Origin of the sequence: Paenibacillus roseus, from assembly GCF_016424485.1 — a bacterium.
In the GTDB taxonomy this organism is placed as follows: domain Bacteria; phylum Bacillota; class Bacilli; order Paenibacillales; family Paenibacillaceae; genus Paenibacillus_D; species Paenibacillus_D roseus.
This window is the reverse complement of sequence record NZ_JAELUP010000103.1, coordinates 907,716-925,557: the sequence shown is the minus strand read 5'-3', so window position 1 is coordinate 925,557 and position 17,842 is coordinate 907,716. Positions and strand designations below refer to the sequence as shown.

Here is a 17,842-nt window from a genome sequence, read left to right as displayed (position 1 = left end):
TGTGTATATCGCTGTCTGATTCGATTGTAACAAACAAAAGGTGACAGCTTGCGTGTCACCTTTTGTTCTCACTGTTATCAAATTTGCTTCTTCATGCTCTTCATCGCCTGTTAACTCATAGATTAGATGTGGAAAGCACGTGTGGTTGGCGGCAGACTATGACCGATCAACGAGCAGGCTCGGCCAGTCTGGCGATATCCTTGCATTGAAGGATTGAAGATTCGTATCCTCTGTTTACAGCATGAATCATGGCATTGCCTATTTCCTTTTGGGAGGTGACATAAGCCGGGATGAGCAACTTCAAAGCAGGGTACAGCCAGGACACGTAAGCATAATATGGGTGCGTATTTTGCAGGCCTTTGGTCGGCTGGATATATCCGGGGCGGAACATGTATGCGCTCTTGAAAGGCAGCTTGAGCAACGCATTCTCGGTTCTTCCTTTTACACGCGCCCACATGCTTCTGCCCTGCTCGGTGCTATCCGTCCCGCTCGCTGTTACGTAGCAAAATACCATATCCGGGTTCGATTCAGCGAGCGCTTCTGCCACATGCATAGTCAAATCATATGTAATTTTAGTATACTCCGCTTCACTCATGCCGATCGACGAGACACCCAGGCAGAAAAAGCAGGCATTATAGCCGCTGAGTTGTTCCTTGACAGGAGACACATCGAACAAATCGGTGTGAACTATTTCCCTCAGTTTGGGATGGCGTATTTCGCAAGATTTCCGGCCGAGGACCAGTACCTGCTCTACATCAGGATGATGCAGGCATTCGTGCAGCACACCTCCACCCACCATGCCTGTAGCCCCTGTAATTATCACTTTGATTTTGCCGTTTTCCCCATGCTGATCAACCTTCATCCGCATCTCTCGCTCTCTGTATGCTTATACAATCCGAAGTCATCTGCTATCCTGATTTTAAACGTCCAAGAAATATTATGCAAACGAAAGCCAGGCGTGGCTTATATTTTGAAAAAAACCTTGTGCTTTCGCACAAGGCTAAAAATTTGTTTATGGTTAAGCCCCCTGTTCACCCTAATTCCTACTTAATCGAGATTGTAGCGACGCCGAATCGTTTTAATTTTTCAATCAATTCCTTTGTCAGTCTTGTGCCTCCCGATAACAACGTAGTGCCGTTGGATGTAATAACGGCGTTCGCCAACACATCTCCCGGCGCAGCTATTCTGATCGATACTGTTCTTGACATTTTGCAAATCTACCTTTCCTAATTTATTCGTCTCACTTCAGTTGTTATAACTGAGCTTTTACAAGCATAAACAGACAAGGTAAAATGCTGGTTAAATAAAAAAAATAAATCATATTTTTTTTGATACATCGGCTTAGCGGCAACCAAAAATCGATTTTAGCCGATTAAAGCCAGTATACTGCTTTCCACCTGCTGCTTACCCTGCCCTCGTGCCCCTGCGGTCGCATCTTTGCCGCTCGTAATAAGTGAATAATAATTGCAGCCTCGACCAGCAGCCCTAGTATGGACAGGCTGTATTGCAGCCATTTGAATATGGGAAGCCCAAACAAAGCCTGCTGCAGTCCTTCCATACGTACGGCGAAATATCCCGACTCATGAGTAAAACCATCCACCACAATGTGAGAATAAAACCCGATAATGACTGACACAATGAATATTGCCCATTCGCGAATACTGTGCAAGCCCCATGGCTGTATAAGTTGTTGGGCTCTTCGATCAAGATTCAACCGCGCCGGCAGATGTGCAGAGAGCGGCGCGGCATATAGCGGGTGGCTAAACGTAAATGGCAAAACGAAACCTCCGTTACTATTAAAGACGACTACCTGTTTTCTAAAAAAAAGGAAACCTCCGGGGCACTATGGCTCCAAAGGTCTTCTACAGGATTCATGTCAGAATATGGACATGCTTACATTTATTAAACCGGACTAAGTTCCAACTGATCCTCTTCATCGCGGTCGAACGCTTCTCGGTCAAACTCACCCTCTGCATTCGCTACGAGCAAAGAAGTCACGGTTGTGCCTGTCGCGTTGACAGCCGTTCTGCCCATATCGATGATGGATTCTACTGCAGCCACGATCGCAATCCCTTCCAGTGGAAGGCCAACTGCAGTCAACACGACTGTTGTAGCGATAGAAGCAGGACCTGGGACGCCTGCAACTCCAACAGAGGAAATCACGCTGACAAGTACAATCAGTATGTACTGGGTTAAGCTTAATTCAATTCCGAACACATTTGCAACGAATACTGCAACGACCGCCGGCCATACCCCGCCGCAACCATTAAAGTTCATCGATGCGCCGAGTGGAGCAACAAAGCTTGCAATACGTGGCGACACGCGCAGACGCTTTGTAATGACTTCGAGGTTCACCGGCAGCGTAGCATAGCTGCTGCGAGTGGTGAAAGCTACAGCAATGGTCGGATAAGCTTTCTTTAAAAACTTAAGCGGGTTGACCTTGGCGACAAAGGTAACCAGACCGCCGAATACAAATACAAAGTGCAGAATAAGCGCAATGTAGCTGACAAGAATCAGCATCGCCAGCGGTTCAAGTGTTTCCCAGCCGTATTTGGCTCCCATAACCGCAATCAGCGCGTAGACACCGTAAGGCGTAAAGCGAAGCACGAATTTGACAACCTGGTGCAGCACCTCAGTCAGTGAGGCGAACAGTGCCCTCACCGGCTCCACAGCTTCCGGCTTTTTGCTGCCGACCTTCACGATGGCAATGGCAAGGAAGAGGGCAAAGATCAGAATTGGAACAACCTTGCCGCCTGCCGCATCTGCTACCGGATTGGAAGGCAACTGATCAAGAATAACCTGGAAGAAGGTTGGAACCTCGCGCGCCTTGAAGTCCTCAGGCGTTTCTGCCGGAATACCGGAGCCTGGATTGAACAATGTTGCAACCAGAAGCCCGATGATGGCGCCTACCCCTGTAGTACCTAAAAACCAAGCGATGGTTTTCACGCCGATTTTACGCAGGAAAGCCAGATTTGTAATGGAAATGATACTATTAATGACAAGGACAAACACGAGCGGAATAACAATCATACGAATCAGATTGATGTAAATGGAGCCAATCGTACTGACTCCCTGAAATTGCAGCTCCAGCTTGTTGAAGCTGATCCCCGCGATCAAACCAAGTCCCATGGCAATGAGAACCCGGTTGCCGAAGCTTACACGCTTCTTGCCCAGAAAGATCAGCAACGCGATGATGACTGCCGATACAAGCAAGCTGATCCAGTTTGTCTGGAGATCGTTTAACAGATTATTTTCTACCATTTCTTTTTCTCCCTTTCCAGCGTAAAATTGCACACAGCAGAGACAGGCTTGAATCATGCCCCCATTAATTCCTACCAAGTTACTGTGTTTTATCTATGTTACTATAATACTCACAAGCAAAACCTGTCAATCCTTTTTCAGAATTTCGAAGAATCTAATGAACTCCAAGGCCAATCCTCCACACAGTTAAACAATTTATTCTATAAAATTTAATAAATGAAAAAAAATGATCATCCTTCGTATGCGTGAGAATAGTATGGCACCCAAACGATATGCTGTACACCAAGCTGCCTCTTCCTCTGCGCAAATTAAAAAGTCTGTATGGTAATCAGTCAAGCGGTTGCCGTACAGACTTTTTGATTATAAGGTTATTGATGATTTTTGCTATTAAGCGTATATTAAATTTACTATAGTTTTTCTTATTTAGATTTTAATTTATTTTATGTTAAACAAAGGTGAATGAGAGGGGTATCAATAATGAAGGTACTAGCAGTGAACCGTCCGCTTGTTACGGTTATGCCCGAGCATGCCCATGCCTTGTCCATTTTAAGTACGCAACGCTCCTATGAAAATTGGGTATACAGCAATTTTATTCAGATTTTTTTTGAACAAAAGCCTGTGGTTGACAATGATAAATTGCTTATTCGCTTTCGTGATGACGGATATGTTCATAAAACCGTGCTTTCCATAACAGATGAAATCTTGATATCGACCTTTAAAAGATGGTTTGGCGAGGATGTAGCAAAACCCTTCATAGACTGCATAGATAACGATATTTATGCGATTTCTTTCCTGGACAGCTTTTACATTCCTCAGCACAAGTCCTTTTACAACCACATTCATAGACCGCACCCTACATTAATTTACGGGTATTGCCCTACTGAAAAGTATTTTCTAATTGCTGATTTCTTTGACGATTATTATAGCTTTGGAAAAATTTCTTTTGATCAATTCCAGTTAGCCTTTCAAGCCGTGCCTACAGAGCATTATCCCAAGGTCCTGCAAATAACAAAATTCGAAGCCGACTACTACTTTGATCTTCAATATGTCATCAAGTCGCTGACTGAATATCAATTGTCCATTTGCCCCCAGGAGCAAGCGATACTGAGAAGAAATCGGCAGTTGCACGTTGCCTATGGACTGGATGCGTGCAGAGCCATTATAGAGCTTATGCCCTACTATCAAGCGGCAGGAAAGGATTGCCTCGATATCCGGTCATTGCAACTCATATATGAGCATAAAAAATTAATGAACGGCCGCTTGCAAAGGCTTGGCAAAATCGTGACCATCAATAGTGAACTCAAACAGGACTTTCTAAATCTTGAGCGTAAAGCTCTTTTCATGCGCAATACCGCTCTTAAATATATGCTGACCAACAAACCGCAACTAATAGGAACCATTGTCGGGCTGTTATCTATGATCGTGGAGGAAGAGAACGAATTGCTATCAAGGCTTCTGGATGTAAGAGGGATTCGAATTCTGGCATAAAAGCGAATCGTGCTGCATGAATTCAATAGATATCCTGACTTACAAGCTAAACTGCGATTTAACCCGATCGAATCCAAAGGAGTGGTTGTATGTCCGAGCTTATGACTCATGTCAAGCAATTCTATGAATGCCGCAAAATTCAGCTTCTGATGTTGCTTGAAGAGCATCGTCTTCCCGTAGAGCTGTTGTTCTACAATGCCTACGAAAGCACGCAGCTTTTCTATAATCATATCTTTGTGCAAAATGAGAATCGCTGGACTTTTGAAGGCAGCTCAGCTACCCGTAAGGATATCGGACTCTTTAATGTCCGGCTGGAAGATATCGAAATTACGTCTGTAGAAGAATTGGATATCGTGCTGCCGGAACGCTTGGAAAGCGGACAATTTGTCTATATATGGGTCAATCTCGACTACATGCCGCACTGGATATTCGGCAAGGATTACTTGGAGGCAGGCGCTATTCATTCCGTATTTCTCAAGGCTATGCGGACAGACGGTGACAAGACTCTCTATTTGTTGGAGGATAACTACCCCGAATTTTGCGATTACGTAGACAGCAACGCAATTAAGAATGCGATTGCCACTGGGAACCAGGAGTGGACACACCAGATAACGCTTGTACATCTTGAAGAATGGCGTCCCCAGCGTTTGCCGGGCGAGCTCGCCATCCGCTTCAACAACTGGCGCGCAACTTTGGCAGATGACTTCCACCTTTACGATCACATTGGGCAGCTAATCGAGGAAGAGCCGGAACAGCCGAAGGTCTTCTATGAGAAACTGGAGCATACGCTGTCTCTGATTGCAGGCTCCAGATATTTGTTTAACCGCTTTTTGAAGCTTGCAGGAGGCCCCGCCGAGCTAATAACACAGTTGGATGCATGCAGCCAGTTGGCCGAACGAATAAAAAATGCTTTTGCCAAAGCCGTGTTTACAGGCAAAGTAAAACGGAGCAAGCTGTTGCCCCTATGCTATGAACTGAAGCGAATTGATATGGAATGTTTTCAGCTTCTGGCAAGCGACAGCTTTACGCTGGATCTCTCTGCCTTGGCTATAAATCCAGCCGTATAATTTCCCGAATTATACGGCTTGTTTCTTATGATTGATCTACTTGAAGGCCTGTTTCTTATCTTCCGTAATTATACAGCAGTACGCAGCGCGAGCAGACCGGCGTCAGCCCTCCCCCCAGCACTTCCCGGTGTTTGCGGAAATTGTCGCCGTGGAACACCTCCTGCAGACCAGCGTTGTTCAGATCGCCCAAGGTGAACTCCGGGAAAAATTTGCATGGGTTCACCTTGCCGTCTGGCATGACGTCCAGACGATTGGCAATGGACAGGCACTGTGCACGATTCATGGCCGGCTTCTCCGAGCCGAGGATGAAGTCGCTCACCTCGCCTGGCTCCAGCGCTGGCTGGAAACGGATTCTCCGGCTCCATACTCGCCTATTAATGCGTTCCATCTCTGCCTGCAAGGCCGGAATATTGACAGCTGATACGCTGAAAGAGAAGGAATGCCAGCTGTAGCGCTGCTGCTGCCCGATCGCGTCCAGCCAATGAAAGTGTTCCTCGTAAAATTCGTCCATTCTCGAAGCGATAGACTCCGGGATGTACCAGGGAAATACGAAATAGACGGTATCTACGCCAAGCTTTTCGAAATATTCCATGAAGTCGTACAACTTCGTGACCATGGAGTCGCTTATGGTGAGGCTGATCGAAATACGGCCGCGGTATTCCCCTGCCTGCTGCAATTCGAGCATCCGATTCACCGCCTGGACGACCTTCTTGAAGGTTCCCTTTCCGCGAATGGCATCATTCTCCGCTTCGAATCCGTCCAGACTGATCAGAAGAGTCATCTCCTCGGATATTTTCAATATGGAAGACAGCTTCTTCTCAATCAGCAGAGCGTTCGTGCAGATCGTCGTATTGCGCGGATCGCGGGCCAACAGCTCGCACAACTCATCGAATTTGCTGTAAAAGAGCGGCTCTCCGCCCCACAGGTACAGTCTCGATTTGCGTTCGCGCGTCTGCTCCAGAATGCTCTCCAGCAAGGAAAATTCGATCTCCTGATTTTTGACCTCCTTGGCCATACCATGATGGAAGCCTTCGCTTGCCCATTCGAAGCAATGCTTGCACCGCAAATTACAACCATTGTTCAGTTTGATTCCGACATCATCGGGAATATCCAGCGCAAATGTCGGGTCATGCTTCAGCGCTCGGCTTGCCCGGGACATGTTCTGAATCGTTCGCTTCATATTGTTGAAGGTGTTGCGGTCGAATTTTATTTGTGTTTTCGGTTGCATGGACGCTCCTCCTGTCTCCATAGACTTATCCCGGCAGCACTTGCGGACTGCGAGAAGTCTGCACCACTCATTCGCCCGCAGTTTAGCTGGCCGCTGCCTTCTCCCGCTCCAGGAAGCCCGCCAGACGCTCGATTGAGCTCATATGCTCATAGTCGAATGTCTCAAAGTCGATTTCCAGGTCGAATGCATCCTCAATCGCCAACACAAAGTTGATCATTTGCAAGGAGTCCAGCCCGACCTGCTGAATGATATCGGTCTGCGGCTTCAACGAAGCGCGCAGCTCTGGAGCGTTTTTCACTTCGCATAAAATGTCCATAATGATTTGAATCATCAAGAACGCCTCCTTTTTAACTGGGTGATGCTGTGTTTTCGTCCGCGCATTGTGAAGCAGCTTCTCCAGCAGTTCGATCCGCGCAAAGGAGTCCTGAAGCGGAATGTTCACCTGCAAGCCGTCCATGACATCGGAGAAAAAGGCCAACTGATTGGTAAAGTAATTTTGCGCACCGAAGACAATCTTCTCCGTTTCCCCGTTTCCTTTTCGCTGCACACGAATAGCAATCTTATAGCTTCCGAAGCTCGGACGGAAAAACGGCTCGACCGTTACCGTCGCATGCTCGAATTCTATGGTGTGCCGCGAGCCGGCCGATAGCTCGAATGAAGTGAGAAGTTCAGCGCGGACGCCCTCCGCCAGATTGAGCTCCGCCCGGAACGACCAATCGCAGCCGTTCGGACCGTCAAATGCCGATTGCGCATTGAGCCATCCCAGATTCAGTCCAAAAATGGCTTGAATAAATTGCAGCCAATAACAGCCCAGATCGTAGAAGACACCGCCCCCGCACCCCGGGAGACTCCGATAATTAAGCTGTTGCGGGTCCTGAAATGGTACTGCGATATATGACTTGACACCCGTCACACAGCCGTAAGGACGTTCCTCTACTATGCGCCTAAGCTCCTGCTGCCAGGGATGATGCTGAACCATCAGCCCCTCCAGCACCGGGAGCTTAACCGCCGATTGAACGGACATCAGTTCGTCAAGTTCCTCTGTATTCAGGCAAATCGGCTTTTCCACCAGGACAGGCTTGCCGTATTGCAGCGCCTTGATGGCCCACTCCTGATGCAGTTCATTGCTGAGCGCAATGTAAACAAAATCAATTTCCTTGCAGGCCAACAGCTCCTTATAGTTGCCGAATGAACGGGCAATGCCATGCTGGTCCGCATAGGCGCTGGCTCTCTGCTCTGAGCTGCCCGCCACGGCATAGACATTCAGATGCTCCAACTGCCTGACAGGCTGAAGCAGTGCGCGCTCGACTATCCGGGCGCATCCCAGGACACCGATTTGTTTAATGCTCATCACGGCGGCTTCACCCTCCTTATTTGGCCGAAGTCGTCTTGAAGTTCAGACAGCAGGCTTGACAGATCGGAAAAGAATTGCGCTTCAAATAGTTTCGGTACTCCTTGTACTTCGGCCCGTTCCAAATGTCCAGCAGCCGCTGCTCATAGACGTTGCCCAGCGACAGGTCATAGAAGGCGTGGCAGGAGGTGACATCCCCTCTGGCGTTAATTTCCGTGCTCAACCACGGAAATTCGCATCGCTTTTTGGCATGAGGAAGCTTGTCGCTGTTTCCGCTGAAATACAGTTCTACCGTTTCCTCTGTCATATTGGACGGGTAGGCATTAAAGAAGACTCCCTTCTCCTTGCAATACTGCTCAATGTTGCGCACCTGTCTGGTGATCTCCTTCGCATCCATCTCGCTGAACTCCGACAGTTCGCGAACAAATCCCCTGGAGCCCTCAGCCAGCGTGTCCACATTAAATTGCGTCTTCAGAATATTTCGATAGTTGACGTGGTCCTCAGGCGTAATGAAAGATTGAAACTCCAGACTGATATGGTCTAGCTTCGTGATATCAATACTCCTAAAGAACAACTCCTCCACATGCATATAAGTAAGCGGAGTAATGATAAAGATCGTTCCGATTTTCGGGAACTGCTTGCCATTCTCCTCGCGCAGCGCATGCAGCTTCTCAATTCCGCGGGTTGCCCGCTTGAACACGCCTTTGCCCCGCTGCTGATCATTGATTTCCTCCGGTCCGTCCATGGAAATCCAGACGCGGTGCGGCTCGTTCTCGACGATCATCTCCGCATGCTTCTCCAGCAGCGTCCCGTTGGTCGGGAAGGCAACCTCGCTGCCATAATATTTTAACGCGGCCAGCACCTCGTCAATTTGCGGATACATCAGCGGTTCCCCGCCGAACAGATCGTAGTAAGGTTTGGCCGGACTGCAATCCTCGATAATTTGTTTAACGACGTTAATATCTAACTGCTTTAATACCCCTCTTTCCTTGTAAGCTCCGTTGTCTCCCCATTCATAGCACATTTTGCATCTCAGATTGCAAGCCTCCAAAAGCTGCAGCCAAATCCAACGGGGCATGGATTTGCTGAGTGATGGCGAAATACTTTCTTTTTGAAGTTGCACAGACATAAATTGACCTCCTAATGGTCGATATCGTTGTGATTCGGTACTTGCCGACTATGCACAAATCAAGTATCGCTGCAAAATCTGCCGGGCGCGCTCGTTTAGGCGGAACATCACCTCCCCTTCTTAATTTCATGCAGCAGATTGCCAGCCTCATCCCGTGCGCGCAAGAGATTCTGATGAAGCTGCACCAGCACATCCGTCGAATAATGCTGCGCCTGCCAGGCCTCATAGCAGATGCCCAGACCCAGCGACTCCCAAAGCCTTGCATTCGACCTCTCATGCTCTCCGAACGGCTCTAGAAAAATAAGCGGAGTGGCGGCTGCCAATGAATCCAGCAGTGTCGCTCCCCCCGGCTTGCTGATAATGCCAGTGCTTTGCCGGATCAGTTCAAAGACCCTCGGATAATCAGGCGAATCCCCGAATTCATAAGGCTGGCTTGCATCAATTTCGGCAAACGGAGGAAAATCAAATTCGCCGTCGGCATTGCGGTGCCACGGGCTCCAGTCCGGGTCGAGCAAATAGTAGCGGTGTTGCCCTCTGTCATGCGGGGCCAGCTGAGTTCCTTCGCGATAATAGGTGACGATATGCAAAGCCGCTCCGGCAGATTCCAGCTCGGCAATCTTGTCCTTGTACGTGCCGATCCCCCAACCGCCGCCATGGATGAGATAGCGTCTCTCTCTTTTCTCAAAGGAGACCGGTTCCTTGGCGCTAACCGTTATCGTCTGCGCAATCCGTTCCTCCCCGTGCGGGTAGAGCCAGATATTTGCGAACTGGCTGCAAGCATCCCCATAGACGGAGAAGGACGGCGTATCACTGGCATCCAGACGAATGAGCCGAATATCCACTCCCGTCCCGCCGAGCATATTCTGGTACCGCTCCAAAACAGGAATCCAGAATCCGGTCAGCGCCAGAAATTTTCGTCTTCCCTCCTGCCTCCACTGCTCCAGCAGCGCAGCGGTTTTGCCTTCATCCAGATTGCTGCGGCTGTCCCTTGCCAGCTTGTAGCCTGTCTTGGCCACCTTGAAGCTGTCATGGAACGCCTTGCGATAGCGGGGAATATTTTCCCGGGTCTCATCATCATAGAGATGCTCCAGCATGTAGATGTCTGCTTGTATCCCCTCCTTGCGAAGTTGGAGCTGCAACAGCTTTGCCGGTATGTATACGCCAAGCGAGTTCCCCGCACTGAGCAGCGTTACCGTCTGTGACTGCAACTGTTCGTCCTCCTTTTCATTGATGAGCGGAATAGTATGAAAAGCATCCGGGCACGGGAATTAAAAGGAAAGGGCCAACGAAGGCGGCCTAAATAGGGGCGGATTGTTCCTGCAAAGCCGGGAAACGTTCGAAGACTTCCAGCATTTCTTGCAGTCTTGACGCTTCATTCCCGTAGAACAGGACAAAAATACGGTATATGCACTTCTCAGCTTCTTGGCTGCAGGCAAACGTATAAATTGTGAATTGATGGTCAGAATCAGGACGAAGCACAGACTCCAGTTTCTCTTTGAGCGATTCAAAAGCAAGCCTGTCGCTCGACTCCAGACGAATATAGCGGCTCTCAACATGCCGATAATGGAGAAGAAGAGATTCAATAAGCGGAAGCAGATAGGTCACCTGTGTAAACCTCGCATTGATTTCAATGACCGGGTACAGCGTGCCGGTATGATCAACTATCGAGTCAATCCCGGCAATTCCCCGGTAGCCCAGCTTTCGCAGAACCTCGCCAAGACGCAGCATTTCCGTGCGGTATAGTCCGATGACATCCGCTTCATAGTGCGGCGCATAGTTCGTGCCAATATAGACGCCGTAGGCATTAATTCGCTGTTCAGTGACCGCCAGCAGATGAACGGCATCAGGTTCGATCCATAATTGGGCGTTCAGTGACTGGCGGATGGGGTGCCACGCCTCCAGCAGCAGCTCAAATGAAGCTGTTCGCTTACGAATATATACCGATAACTGCTTGAATTTATGCTCGTTCTCAATAATTGTGAGTCCTTTGCCGGATGAGCCATATGCCTGCTTCAGCACAGCCTGGTCGAATCCAGCCTCGCGAAATGCCTGATAGGCCCCATCCAGTTCCTCAAGATTCATGCAAAATCGGCCATTCGTTACAGCAAATCCGTGCTCCTCAGCCAGTCTTCGCGTCGTGTACTTGCTATTCAGTTCCTTGACTTTACGGGCGTCAGAATTCATCAGCCTCCAGCCGTGCGTCTCCGCCATCACTACAAATTCGGGGGTCAGCATGAAGGGCATGAAGGTGCATAATCCAGAGACAGCGCCTGCGATAAATGCCGCTACCTCGCCTGCGTCCCGGCTTATACAAAGATGCGGCAGTTCCCCCTTATGCCGCTTGATATCAGCTAGAAACTGCGCATCGGGAGCATGCAGCAGCCAAACGACATCCTCCGGTTCGGCGATCCATAACAATTGTTGCTCCTGCTGCTCGATTAATGAGGTGTGCTGAGGTTTCGCAAATGACGGAAACAGCGGATTTTCGTTCCAGTGCTGGTCTTCATTGATGTTGGCATGCCAAAGCACACGACCTTCTCGCGCCTTGCGAAACGGTTCAAGGTTCAACATACGGCCATTCATTAACTCACCTCTAATCTAAAGTGGATTGCGATTAAAGATTGGAGTTGCTGTGAGCCTAAGAGCATTCCCCCACAGGAGCCGGATAAGGATGAAGAGAAACGGGCCAATATTTATAGAAGGTACTGCACGAAGTCAGGAAGCCAGGAAGTTGAAGTAATTATGTAATGCGGAGGTCAAAGCTGCATTTCGTAATAAAGGAGAGTTTTTACATCGCGGACCAGGTAACGTGGCACAACCATTGGAAATCCTGCACCTGAACAATTTCCCCCTTCAGGAGCAGATCTGACCATGCCACACATGATCAAGCCCATAACTTTCTTTCATTGTAATTAAATTACATCCGTTTGTACATAGCACCAGAGTATTATTTTGAGGGGGAAATGGAGGGTTGGAAGTCAGACACTGTTTAGCCCCTTTACAGCGAAATACGGTACTCCGAGCATTCTTCAATAATATGCTCGCCTTGATTGAAGACCCACTTGAAGCGGAAGACGTCCCCGGCATAGCGTGTCTGTCGCAAAATATCCGGCAGGATGACCTGCTCAAAATTAGCACGAATGGTACGCTCGATTTCATTCAGCCGCTCTTCATTGGAAGCACGAAGTCTCTCTGCTTCCTCCAGATCGGCTGCATTCTGAATATAGTAAGCCAGTCCGACTTGCTTGTCTGTAGCGTGATCAGGCAGCGGCTGTCCCGATCCTGCAAATATTTCTTTGACCGTTGCCAGCCAGTCCTGATACAAATGGATATAAAGCTCTAGCGTCATGAGGTTCTCCTTTGTTTCATAAACTCAATATTTTGTTCTTTAAGCCTGCTTGTGCACGTATTATACCATTTAAATAAACTCTTCGGAAGAAAATAGGCCATTCATGAAAACTTAATAAGATCAACCATTTTCGTTGAAAGTTCACGAGATCGCTATCTAATGCAAGCCCGTCAGCGAGCCATATATATGTAACCGCTTTAACGGTGCAAATCTGCATCTTTTATCGCCTTTTCGCTCTCGTTTGTTCCTTTACAGCACACATGCCAAGGCGTATCATTCTTTGGTAATCACAATAACGCTGAGTCCTGTTGCAAACAGGAACGGGGGAACCGAACAAGCAGCAAAATCTGCTCTTTCACTCAGAACAGCTGCTTACGGGGTGAATCGCCAGAGCAACTCCTGGCGTAGGGCATTCTTTCGTGTCCGAATCCGTCAGCTAACTCCGTAAGCGTACGAAAGAGAGGATTTTAAGGCTATGGCTAGCCAAATTAAACGATTATTTATTGGTCGCCCCATGAAAAGCAATGCAATTGAGGGAGAAAAGCTCGGCAAGCTCAAAGCACTTGCTGTCTTATCCTCGGATGCATTGTCCTCTGTCGCCTACGGCACGGAGCAAATTTTGCTTGTGTTGATGACTATCGGTATTTCAGCCATCTGGTATTCCATTCCGATATCATTTGCCGTGCTTGGCCTGCTGCTCATTCTAATTCTTTCCTATCGTCAGACGATTAAAGCCTATCCGGCTGGAGGCGGCGCTTATATTGTCGCCAAAGATAACCTGGGCACAGCAACCGGACTGCTTGCAGGAGGTTCACTGCTGGTCGATTATATTCTCACTGTAGCGGTCAGTTCATCAGCCGGAACGGATGCTATCGTATCCGCATTTCCGTCCCTGCATGACGATCGTGTGTGGATTGCCCTGACGATGATCGGCTTTTTGACCCTGATGAATTTGCGCGGTGTGACTGAATCCGCCTCGGTGCTTGCTATTCCTGTCTATTTATTTGTTGTAGTCGTTTTTATTTTGATTGGAGCAGGAGTTTATCGGTATTTGACCGGTCAAATGGTCAGCCATATTACGCCTGGCGCGGATGGTGCTTTGTCCGGCATTAGTCTGTTCTTGCTGCTAAAGGCTTTTAGCTCGGGCTGCTCCGCACTAACCGGTGTTGAAGCGGTTTCGAACGCGGTGCCTCACTTCCGCGAGCCTGCTTCCCGCAATGCAATTGCGACACTGGTCATGATGGGATTGCTGCTTGGCTCGATGTTTCTCGGCATTTCCTTGCTCGCGTACGGATATGGCATTGTGCCGGCAGAGCAATCTACGGTCATTTCCCAAATCGCGGAATCTGTCTTCGGACGCGGCGTGCTCTACTATATTATACAAGGCAGCACAGCGCTCATTCTGTTCCTGGCAGCCAATACAGCCTACTCTGCCTTTCCACTGCTCGCCTTCATGCTTGCCAAAGACAAATTCATGCCCAGGGCATTTATGGCGCGTGGCGACCGGCTTGGCTTTTCCAACGGCATCCTGTTCCTCGGCCTGTTATCGGCAGCGCTTATTGTCTCGTTCGGCGGAAACACAGTGAGCCTTATTCCGCTCTACGCTGTCGGTGTCTTTATCCCGTTCACACTGTCCCAACTCGGGATGATGATTCGCTGGATCAGACTGAAGCCGAAAGGCTGGTTTTCCAAGTTTGTAATGAACACCATCGGGATGCTGACGACACTACTCATTACACTGATCTTTATCGTGACCAAGTTTTCACAAGTGTGGATCGTATTCATCTTCCTGCCTGTCGTCATCTGGATCTTCTATCGGATCAACCGCCATTACGCCAATATTGCTGATGAACTGCGCATTCAGCTTGATATCGACAAGCCGATCACTTCACAAGGCACCATCATTGTTCCAGTGGCCGGCATCACGCGTGTCGTTATGAACTCGATCAGCTATGCTCGCTCACTGACGGATCAGGTGGTCGCCGTCTACGTTGGCTTTAACGATGAGGATATCGAGTGCATGGAGCGCAAGTGGGCGGAGTGGAATCCGGGCGTCCGTCTCATCGTGCTGCGTTCCAGCTACCGCAGCGTCATCCGGCCACTGCTGAAATTCATTGAAACAGTCGAGTGGAAAACCGGCAATAGCGGGCAAATTACAGTGCTTATCCCGCAATTCATCACCAAAAGCTGGTGGCATAATTTGCTGCATAACCAGACCAGCCTGCTGCTGCGGGCGCACCTGTTCTACCAGAAAGATGTTGTCGTGGCGACCGTACCCTTTCATCTGAAAAAATAAATAAAGGCGTCAGGTATAAACGGCTTTGCCGTCCTTGGACAGGCAAAAGCTTCGTTTCGCGAGCAAAAACTTCGCTCCAAACCAAAGTCCCCTTCCGTCCGCTCAGGCATTCCGTCAGACTGAGCCTGACTGATCGCCAGCGCGTATGGCCGGGGTCTTCTTTGTCACAAAGCTGTATTATACGAATTTCGGCAGCCAGTCTCCATGCGCTTCAATCAGATCGTCGCACAAGGTCACAATATCATCCATAGACAGCTCCGCGGCCGTATGCGGGTCCAGCATCGCCGCGTGGTAAATATGCTCTTTCTTGCCAGTAATCGCAGCTTCGATCGTAAGCAGTTGGGTATTAATGTTGGTCCGGTTCAGCGCCGCACATTGGGGCGGCAAATCCCCGATATAGGTCGGATTGACCCCGGAGCTGTCTACAAGACACGGAACCTCGACACAAGCTTCTTTGGGCAGGTTCGTAATCAAGCCGGTGTTCATCACATTGCCACCGATCTTGAACGGCTGATCCGTCTCCATCGCTTCAAATATAAAGGAAGCGTATTCTTCTGAACGCACATGCTCCAGATCCTGGCTGTTCATCAACTGCTCGCGCAGTCCCTCCCAACGCTTGATTTGATTAACACAGCGACGCGGGTACTCATCCAGCGGAATGTTGAAGCGGTCGATCAATTCCGGATACTGACGCTTGATAAAGTACGGATGATATTCAGCGTTGTGCTCCGACGACTCGGTAATGTAATAGCCGAATTTCAGCATCATTTCCAGTCGTACCATATCATGATGCTTTTCCCGCTGCTTCTCTGCGGCTCTGCGCTTGATTTCCGGGTACAGGTCTTTGCCGTCCTTCGTCACCTCCAGCAGCCAGGCCATATGGTTGATGCCGGCAATTTTCGCCTGGACGCCTCCATGGTCCATTCCCAGCAGATCGAACAGCCCGGATACACAGCCCTGCACGCTGTGGCACAAGCCGACGGTGCGTACGCCGCCGTATGTGTTCATGACATTGGTCAGCACAGCCATCGGATTCGTGTAGTTTAAGAACCAGGCATCCGGGCAGACCTCCCGCACATCAGCAGCAAAATCAAGCATGACCGGAATCGTGCGCAAGTTGCGGAAAATACCGCCGATGCCGACCGTATCGGCAATCGTCTGGCGCAGGCCGTATTTTTTCGGAACCTCAAAGTCCGTAATCGTACATGGGTCATAGCCGCCAACCTGAATCGCGTTGACCACATATTTGGCTCCGCGCAGCGCTTCCTTGCGATCGGAATACAATTTAATCACACACGTACTGCCCAATGTTTTTTTCAAGTTACTCAGAATTTGGTCGGAATCTTTCAGACGCTGCATGTCGATATCGAACAGAGCCAGCTCAAAATTTTGCAGGGATGGCGTCATCATGCAATCGCCCAGTACATTTTTGGCAAAAATGGTGCTGCCTGCGCCGAGAAATGTAATTTTGGACATTTTTGGTCCCTCCTGTGAAGGCTTGAATGTTGTAATTGTATTGGATTAGCTCCGAATATTTTTATTATAGGGAATGGCGTCATTGAGGAATATGGAAGGAATGAAGATATATATGGACATTTGTAGTCTGATGGATCACTTTGAAAAGTATGATATTGTATAATAAAATTGCTTCCAGTCTGTTTCTTTGCCAACCAAGGAGTGAAATCGAGGATGAAGGAACATCGCTGGTATCATGTGAAATTCAATGCCTCCCTGCGAAAATCCGGGCTTTCCGTTCTCTTTTGCGGAGAAGCCCAGCCTGAGGCCAAACACCGGATTGGCCCTACAGTCCATGAATATGTACTGATCCATACAGTTATCGAAGGGAAGGGCTGGTTCGAGTCTGACGGCAAGCGTTACAATTGCCGTGCAGGCGACACCTTCGTCATCATGCCGGGCAAGCTGGTCAGTTACGCCGCCGATCCACGTTTCCCATGGCAGTATGCATGGGCAGCCTTTACCCCTTATCATCATGTCGCCCTGATGGCGGATATCGGAATCGTGCAAGGCAACTGTGTCATTCATGCGGAACCGGATGAGCAGATCATGGCTGAATACCGCAACATGCAAGACGCCCTAAAAGATACGGCCTACCCTCAGCTTGCTGATCTCAAAGCATCGGGACATCTGCAGCTCTTGTTGTACAGACTTGCGCTTGCCAACAATGCGCAGCTCGCTCCGGCAGCAGTCACGGAATCGGACATACAGCGCCAAATATCCCGTACCATCAATTGGCTGAACCTGCAATACGCCCAGCCGCTGTCGATCGACCATATTGCCAAGTCACTGGGTTACCATCGAACCTATCTATCCAAAATGTTTCGCGCGGCAACCGGACTATCTCCGATGCAATATTTGCTGCGAATCCGTATGGAGAGAGCCGCCCAGCTGCTGCAAGAAGGCCAGTTATCCATCAAACAGATTGCGTCCTCCGTCGGATATAGCGACGCCCTGTACTTCTCCAGACAGTTCAGGAAGTGGAGTGGACAGGCGCCGTCCGTTTACAGCAAGCGACCTGAATCTCCATGATCCCGCTGCTTCTAAAAACAAAACGCCTGCATCATGCATCTACTAATGGATACATGGTACAGGCTTATACGGATTCCAACTGGATTTCCTTCCATCCGTCCAGGATCAACGCCCCGGCTTCCGGCA

General features: G+C 49.1%; 14 protein-coding genes, 1 pseudogene and 1 riboswitch. Of the genes and pseudogenes, 4 read left to right on the top strand and 11 right to left on the bottom strand.

Going from position 1 to position 17,842, the window contains the following annotated elements; all coding sequences use genetic code 11:
• Positions 1 to 166: 166 nt before the first annotated feature.
• From JFN88_RS21280 to JFN88_RS21265, 4 genes and pseudogenes are all read right to left on the bottom strand, one after another.
• Positions 167 to 862 (bottom strand): NAD-dependent epimerase/dehydratase family protein, encoded by a 696-nt coding sequence (locus tag JFN88_RS21280; protein ID WP_233168115.1) that lies wholly within the window; start codon positions 860 to 862, stop codon positions 167 to 169.
• A gap of 181 nt (positions 863 to 1,043) precedes the next feature.
• Complete coding sequence (locus JFN88_RS21275; RefSeq protein ID WP_199021266.1) at positions 1,044 to 1,208, bottom strand: hypothetical protein; 165 nt, start codon at positions 1,206 to 1,208, stop codon at positions 1,044 to 1,046.
• Positions 1,209 to 1,372: 164 nt separating this feature from the next.
• Positions 1,373 to 1,789 (bottom strand): annotated as a pseudogene (locus JFN88_RS21270) (DUF4184 family protein); the annotation flags it as partial.
• A 113-nt stretch (positions 1,790 to 1,902) separates the two neighbouring features.
• A complete protein-coding gene (locus tag JFN88_RS21265; RefSeq protein ID WP_199021264.1) occupies positions 1,903 to 3,261 on the bottom strand; it encodes a dicarboxylate/amino acid:cation symporter in 1,359 nt (452 codons plus the stop codon).
• A 516-nt stretch (positions 3,262 to 3,777) separates the two neighbouring features.
• Here JFN88_RS21265 and JFN88_RS21260 point away from each other — a divergent pair.
• Both JFN88_RS21260 and JFN88_RS21255 read left to right on the top strand, forming a co-directional pair.
• The gene (locus tag JFN88_RS21260) at positions 3,778 to 4,749 is read left to right on the top strand and encodes a hypothetical protein (protein ID WP_199021263.1); all 972 of its coding nucleotides are present in this window, start codon (positions 3,778 to 3,780) and stop codon (positions 4,747 to 4,749) included.
• Positions 4,750 to 4,838: 89 nt separating this feature from the next.
• Positions 4,839 to 5,816, top strand: a complete 978-nt coding sequence (locus JFN88_RS21255; RefSeq protein WP_199021262.1) for a hypothetical protein — start codon at positions 4,839 to 4,841, stop codon at positions 5,814 to 5,816.
• 55 nt (positions 5,817 to 5,871) lie between these two features.
• Here JFN88_RS21255 and JFN88_RS21250 read toward each other — a convergent pair whose 3' ends face one another.
• The 6 genes from JFN88_RS21250 to JFN88_RS21225 form a co-directional block, all read right to left on the bottom strand.
• A complete protein-coding gene (locus JFN88_RS21250; RefSeq protein ID WP_199021261.1) occupies positions 5,872 to 7,044 on the bottom strand; it encodes a radical SAM protein in 1,173 nt (390 codons plus the stop codon).
• A gap of 82 nt (positions 7,045 to 7,126) precedes the next feature.
• Complete coding sequence (locus tag JFN88_RS21245) at positions 7,127 to 8,395, bottom strand: Gfo/Idh/MocA family oxidoreductase (protein WP_233168246.1); 1,269 nt, start codon at positions 8,393 to 8,395, stop codon at positions 7,127 to 7,129.
• A gap of 19 nt (positions 8,396 to 8,414) precedes the next feature.
• The gene (locus JFN88_RS21240) at positions 8,415 to 9,524 is read right to left on the bottom strand and encodes a radical SAM/SPASM domain-containing protein (RefSeq protein ID WP_233168112.1); all 1,110 of its coding nucleotides are present in this window, start codon (positions 9,522 to 9,524) and stop codon (positions 8,415 to 8,417) included.
• A gap of 107 nt (positions 9,525 to 9,631) precedes the next feature.
• Positions 9,632 to 10,732, bottom strand: a complete 1,101-nt coding sequence (locus JFN88_RS21235; protein ID WP_199021259.1) for a hypothetical protein — start codon at positions 10,730 to 10,732, stop codon at positions 9,632 to 9,634.
• A gap of 88 nt (positions 10,733 to 10,820) precedes the next feature.
• Complete coding sequence (locus JFN88_RS21230; RefSeq protein WP_199021258.1) at positions 10,821 to 12,107, bottom strand: ATP-grasp domain-containing protein; 1,287 nt, start codon at positions 12,105 to 12,107, stop codon at positions 10,821 to 10,823.
• A 415-nt stretch (positions 12,108 to 12,522) separates the two neighbouring features.
• Positions 12,523 to 12,873, bottom strand: a complete 351-nt coding sequence (locus tag JFN88_RS21225; protein ID WP_199021257.1) for a hypothetical protein — start codon at positions 12,871 to 12,873, stop codon at positions 12,523 to 12,525.
• Positions 12,874 to 13,159: 286 nt separating this feature from the next.
• A riboswitch (cyclic di-AMP (ydaO/yuaA leader) is annotated at positions 13,160 to 13,339 on the top strand.
• Between the two features lie 9 nt (positions 13,340 to 13,348).
• Between JFN88_RS21225 and kimA the strand changes: the two genes are divergently transcribed.
• Positions 13,349 to 15,169 carry a potassium transporter KimA gene (gene kimA, locus JFN88_RS21220; RefSeq protein ID WP_199021256.1) on the top strand — a complete coding sequence of 607 codons (1,821 nt, stop codon included), beginning with the start codon at positions 13,349 to 13,351 and terminating at the stop codon, positions 15,167 to 15,169.
• A 177-nt stretch (positions 15,170 to 15,346) separates the two neighbouring features.
• Here kimA and JFN88_RS21215 read toward each other — a convergent pair whose 3' ends face one another.
• Positions 15,347 to 16,645, bottom strand: a complete 1,299-nt coding sequence (locus tag JFN88_RS21215) for an alpha-glucosidase/alpha-galactosidase (protein WP_199021255.1) — start codon at positions 16,643 to 16,645, stop codon at positions 15,347 to 15,349.
• Positions 16,646 to 16,858: 213 nt separating this feature from the next.
• Between JFN88_RS21215 and JFN88_RS21210 the strand changes: the two genes are divergently transcribed.
• The gene (locus JFN88_RS21210) at positions 16,859 to 17,716 is read left to right on the top strand and encodes an AraC family transcriptional regulator (protein ID WP_199021254.1); all 858 of its coding nucleotides are present in this window, start codon (positions 16,859 to 16,861) and stop codon (positions 17,714 to 17,716) included.
• Positions 17,717 to 17,842: the final 126 nt, after the last annotated feature.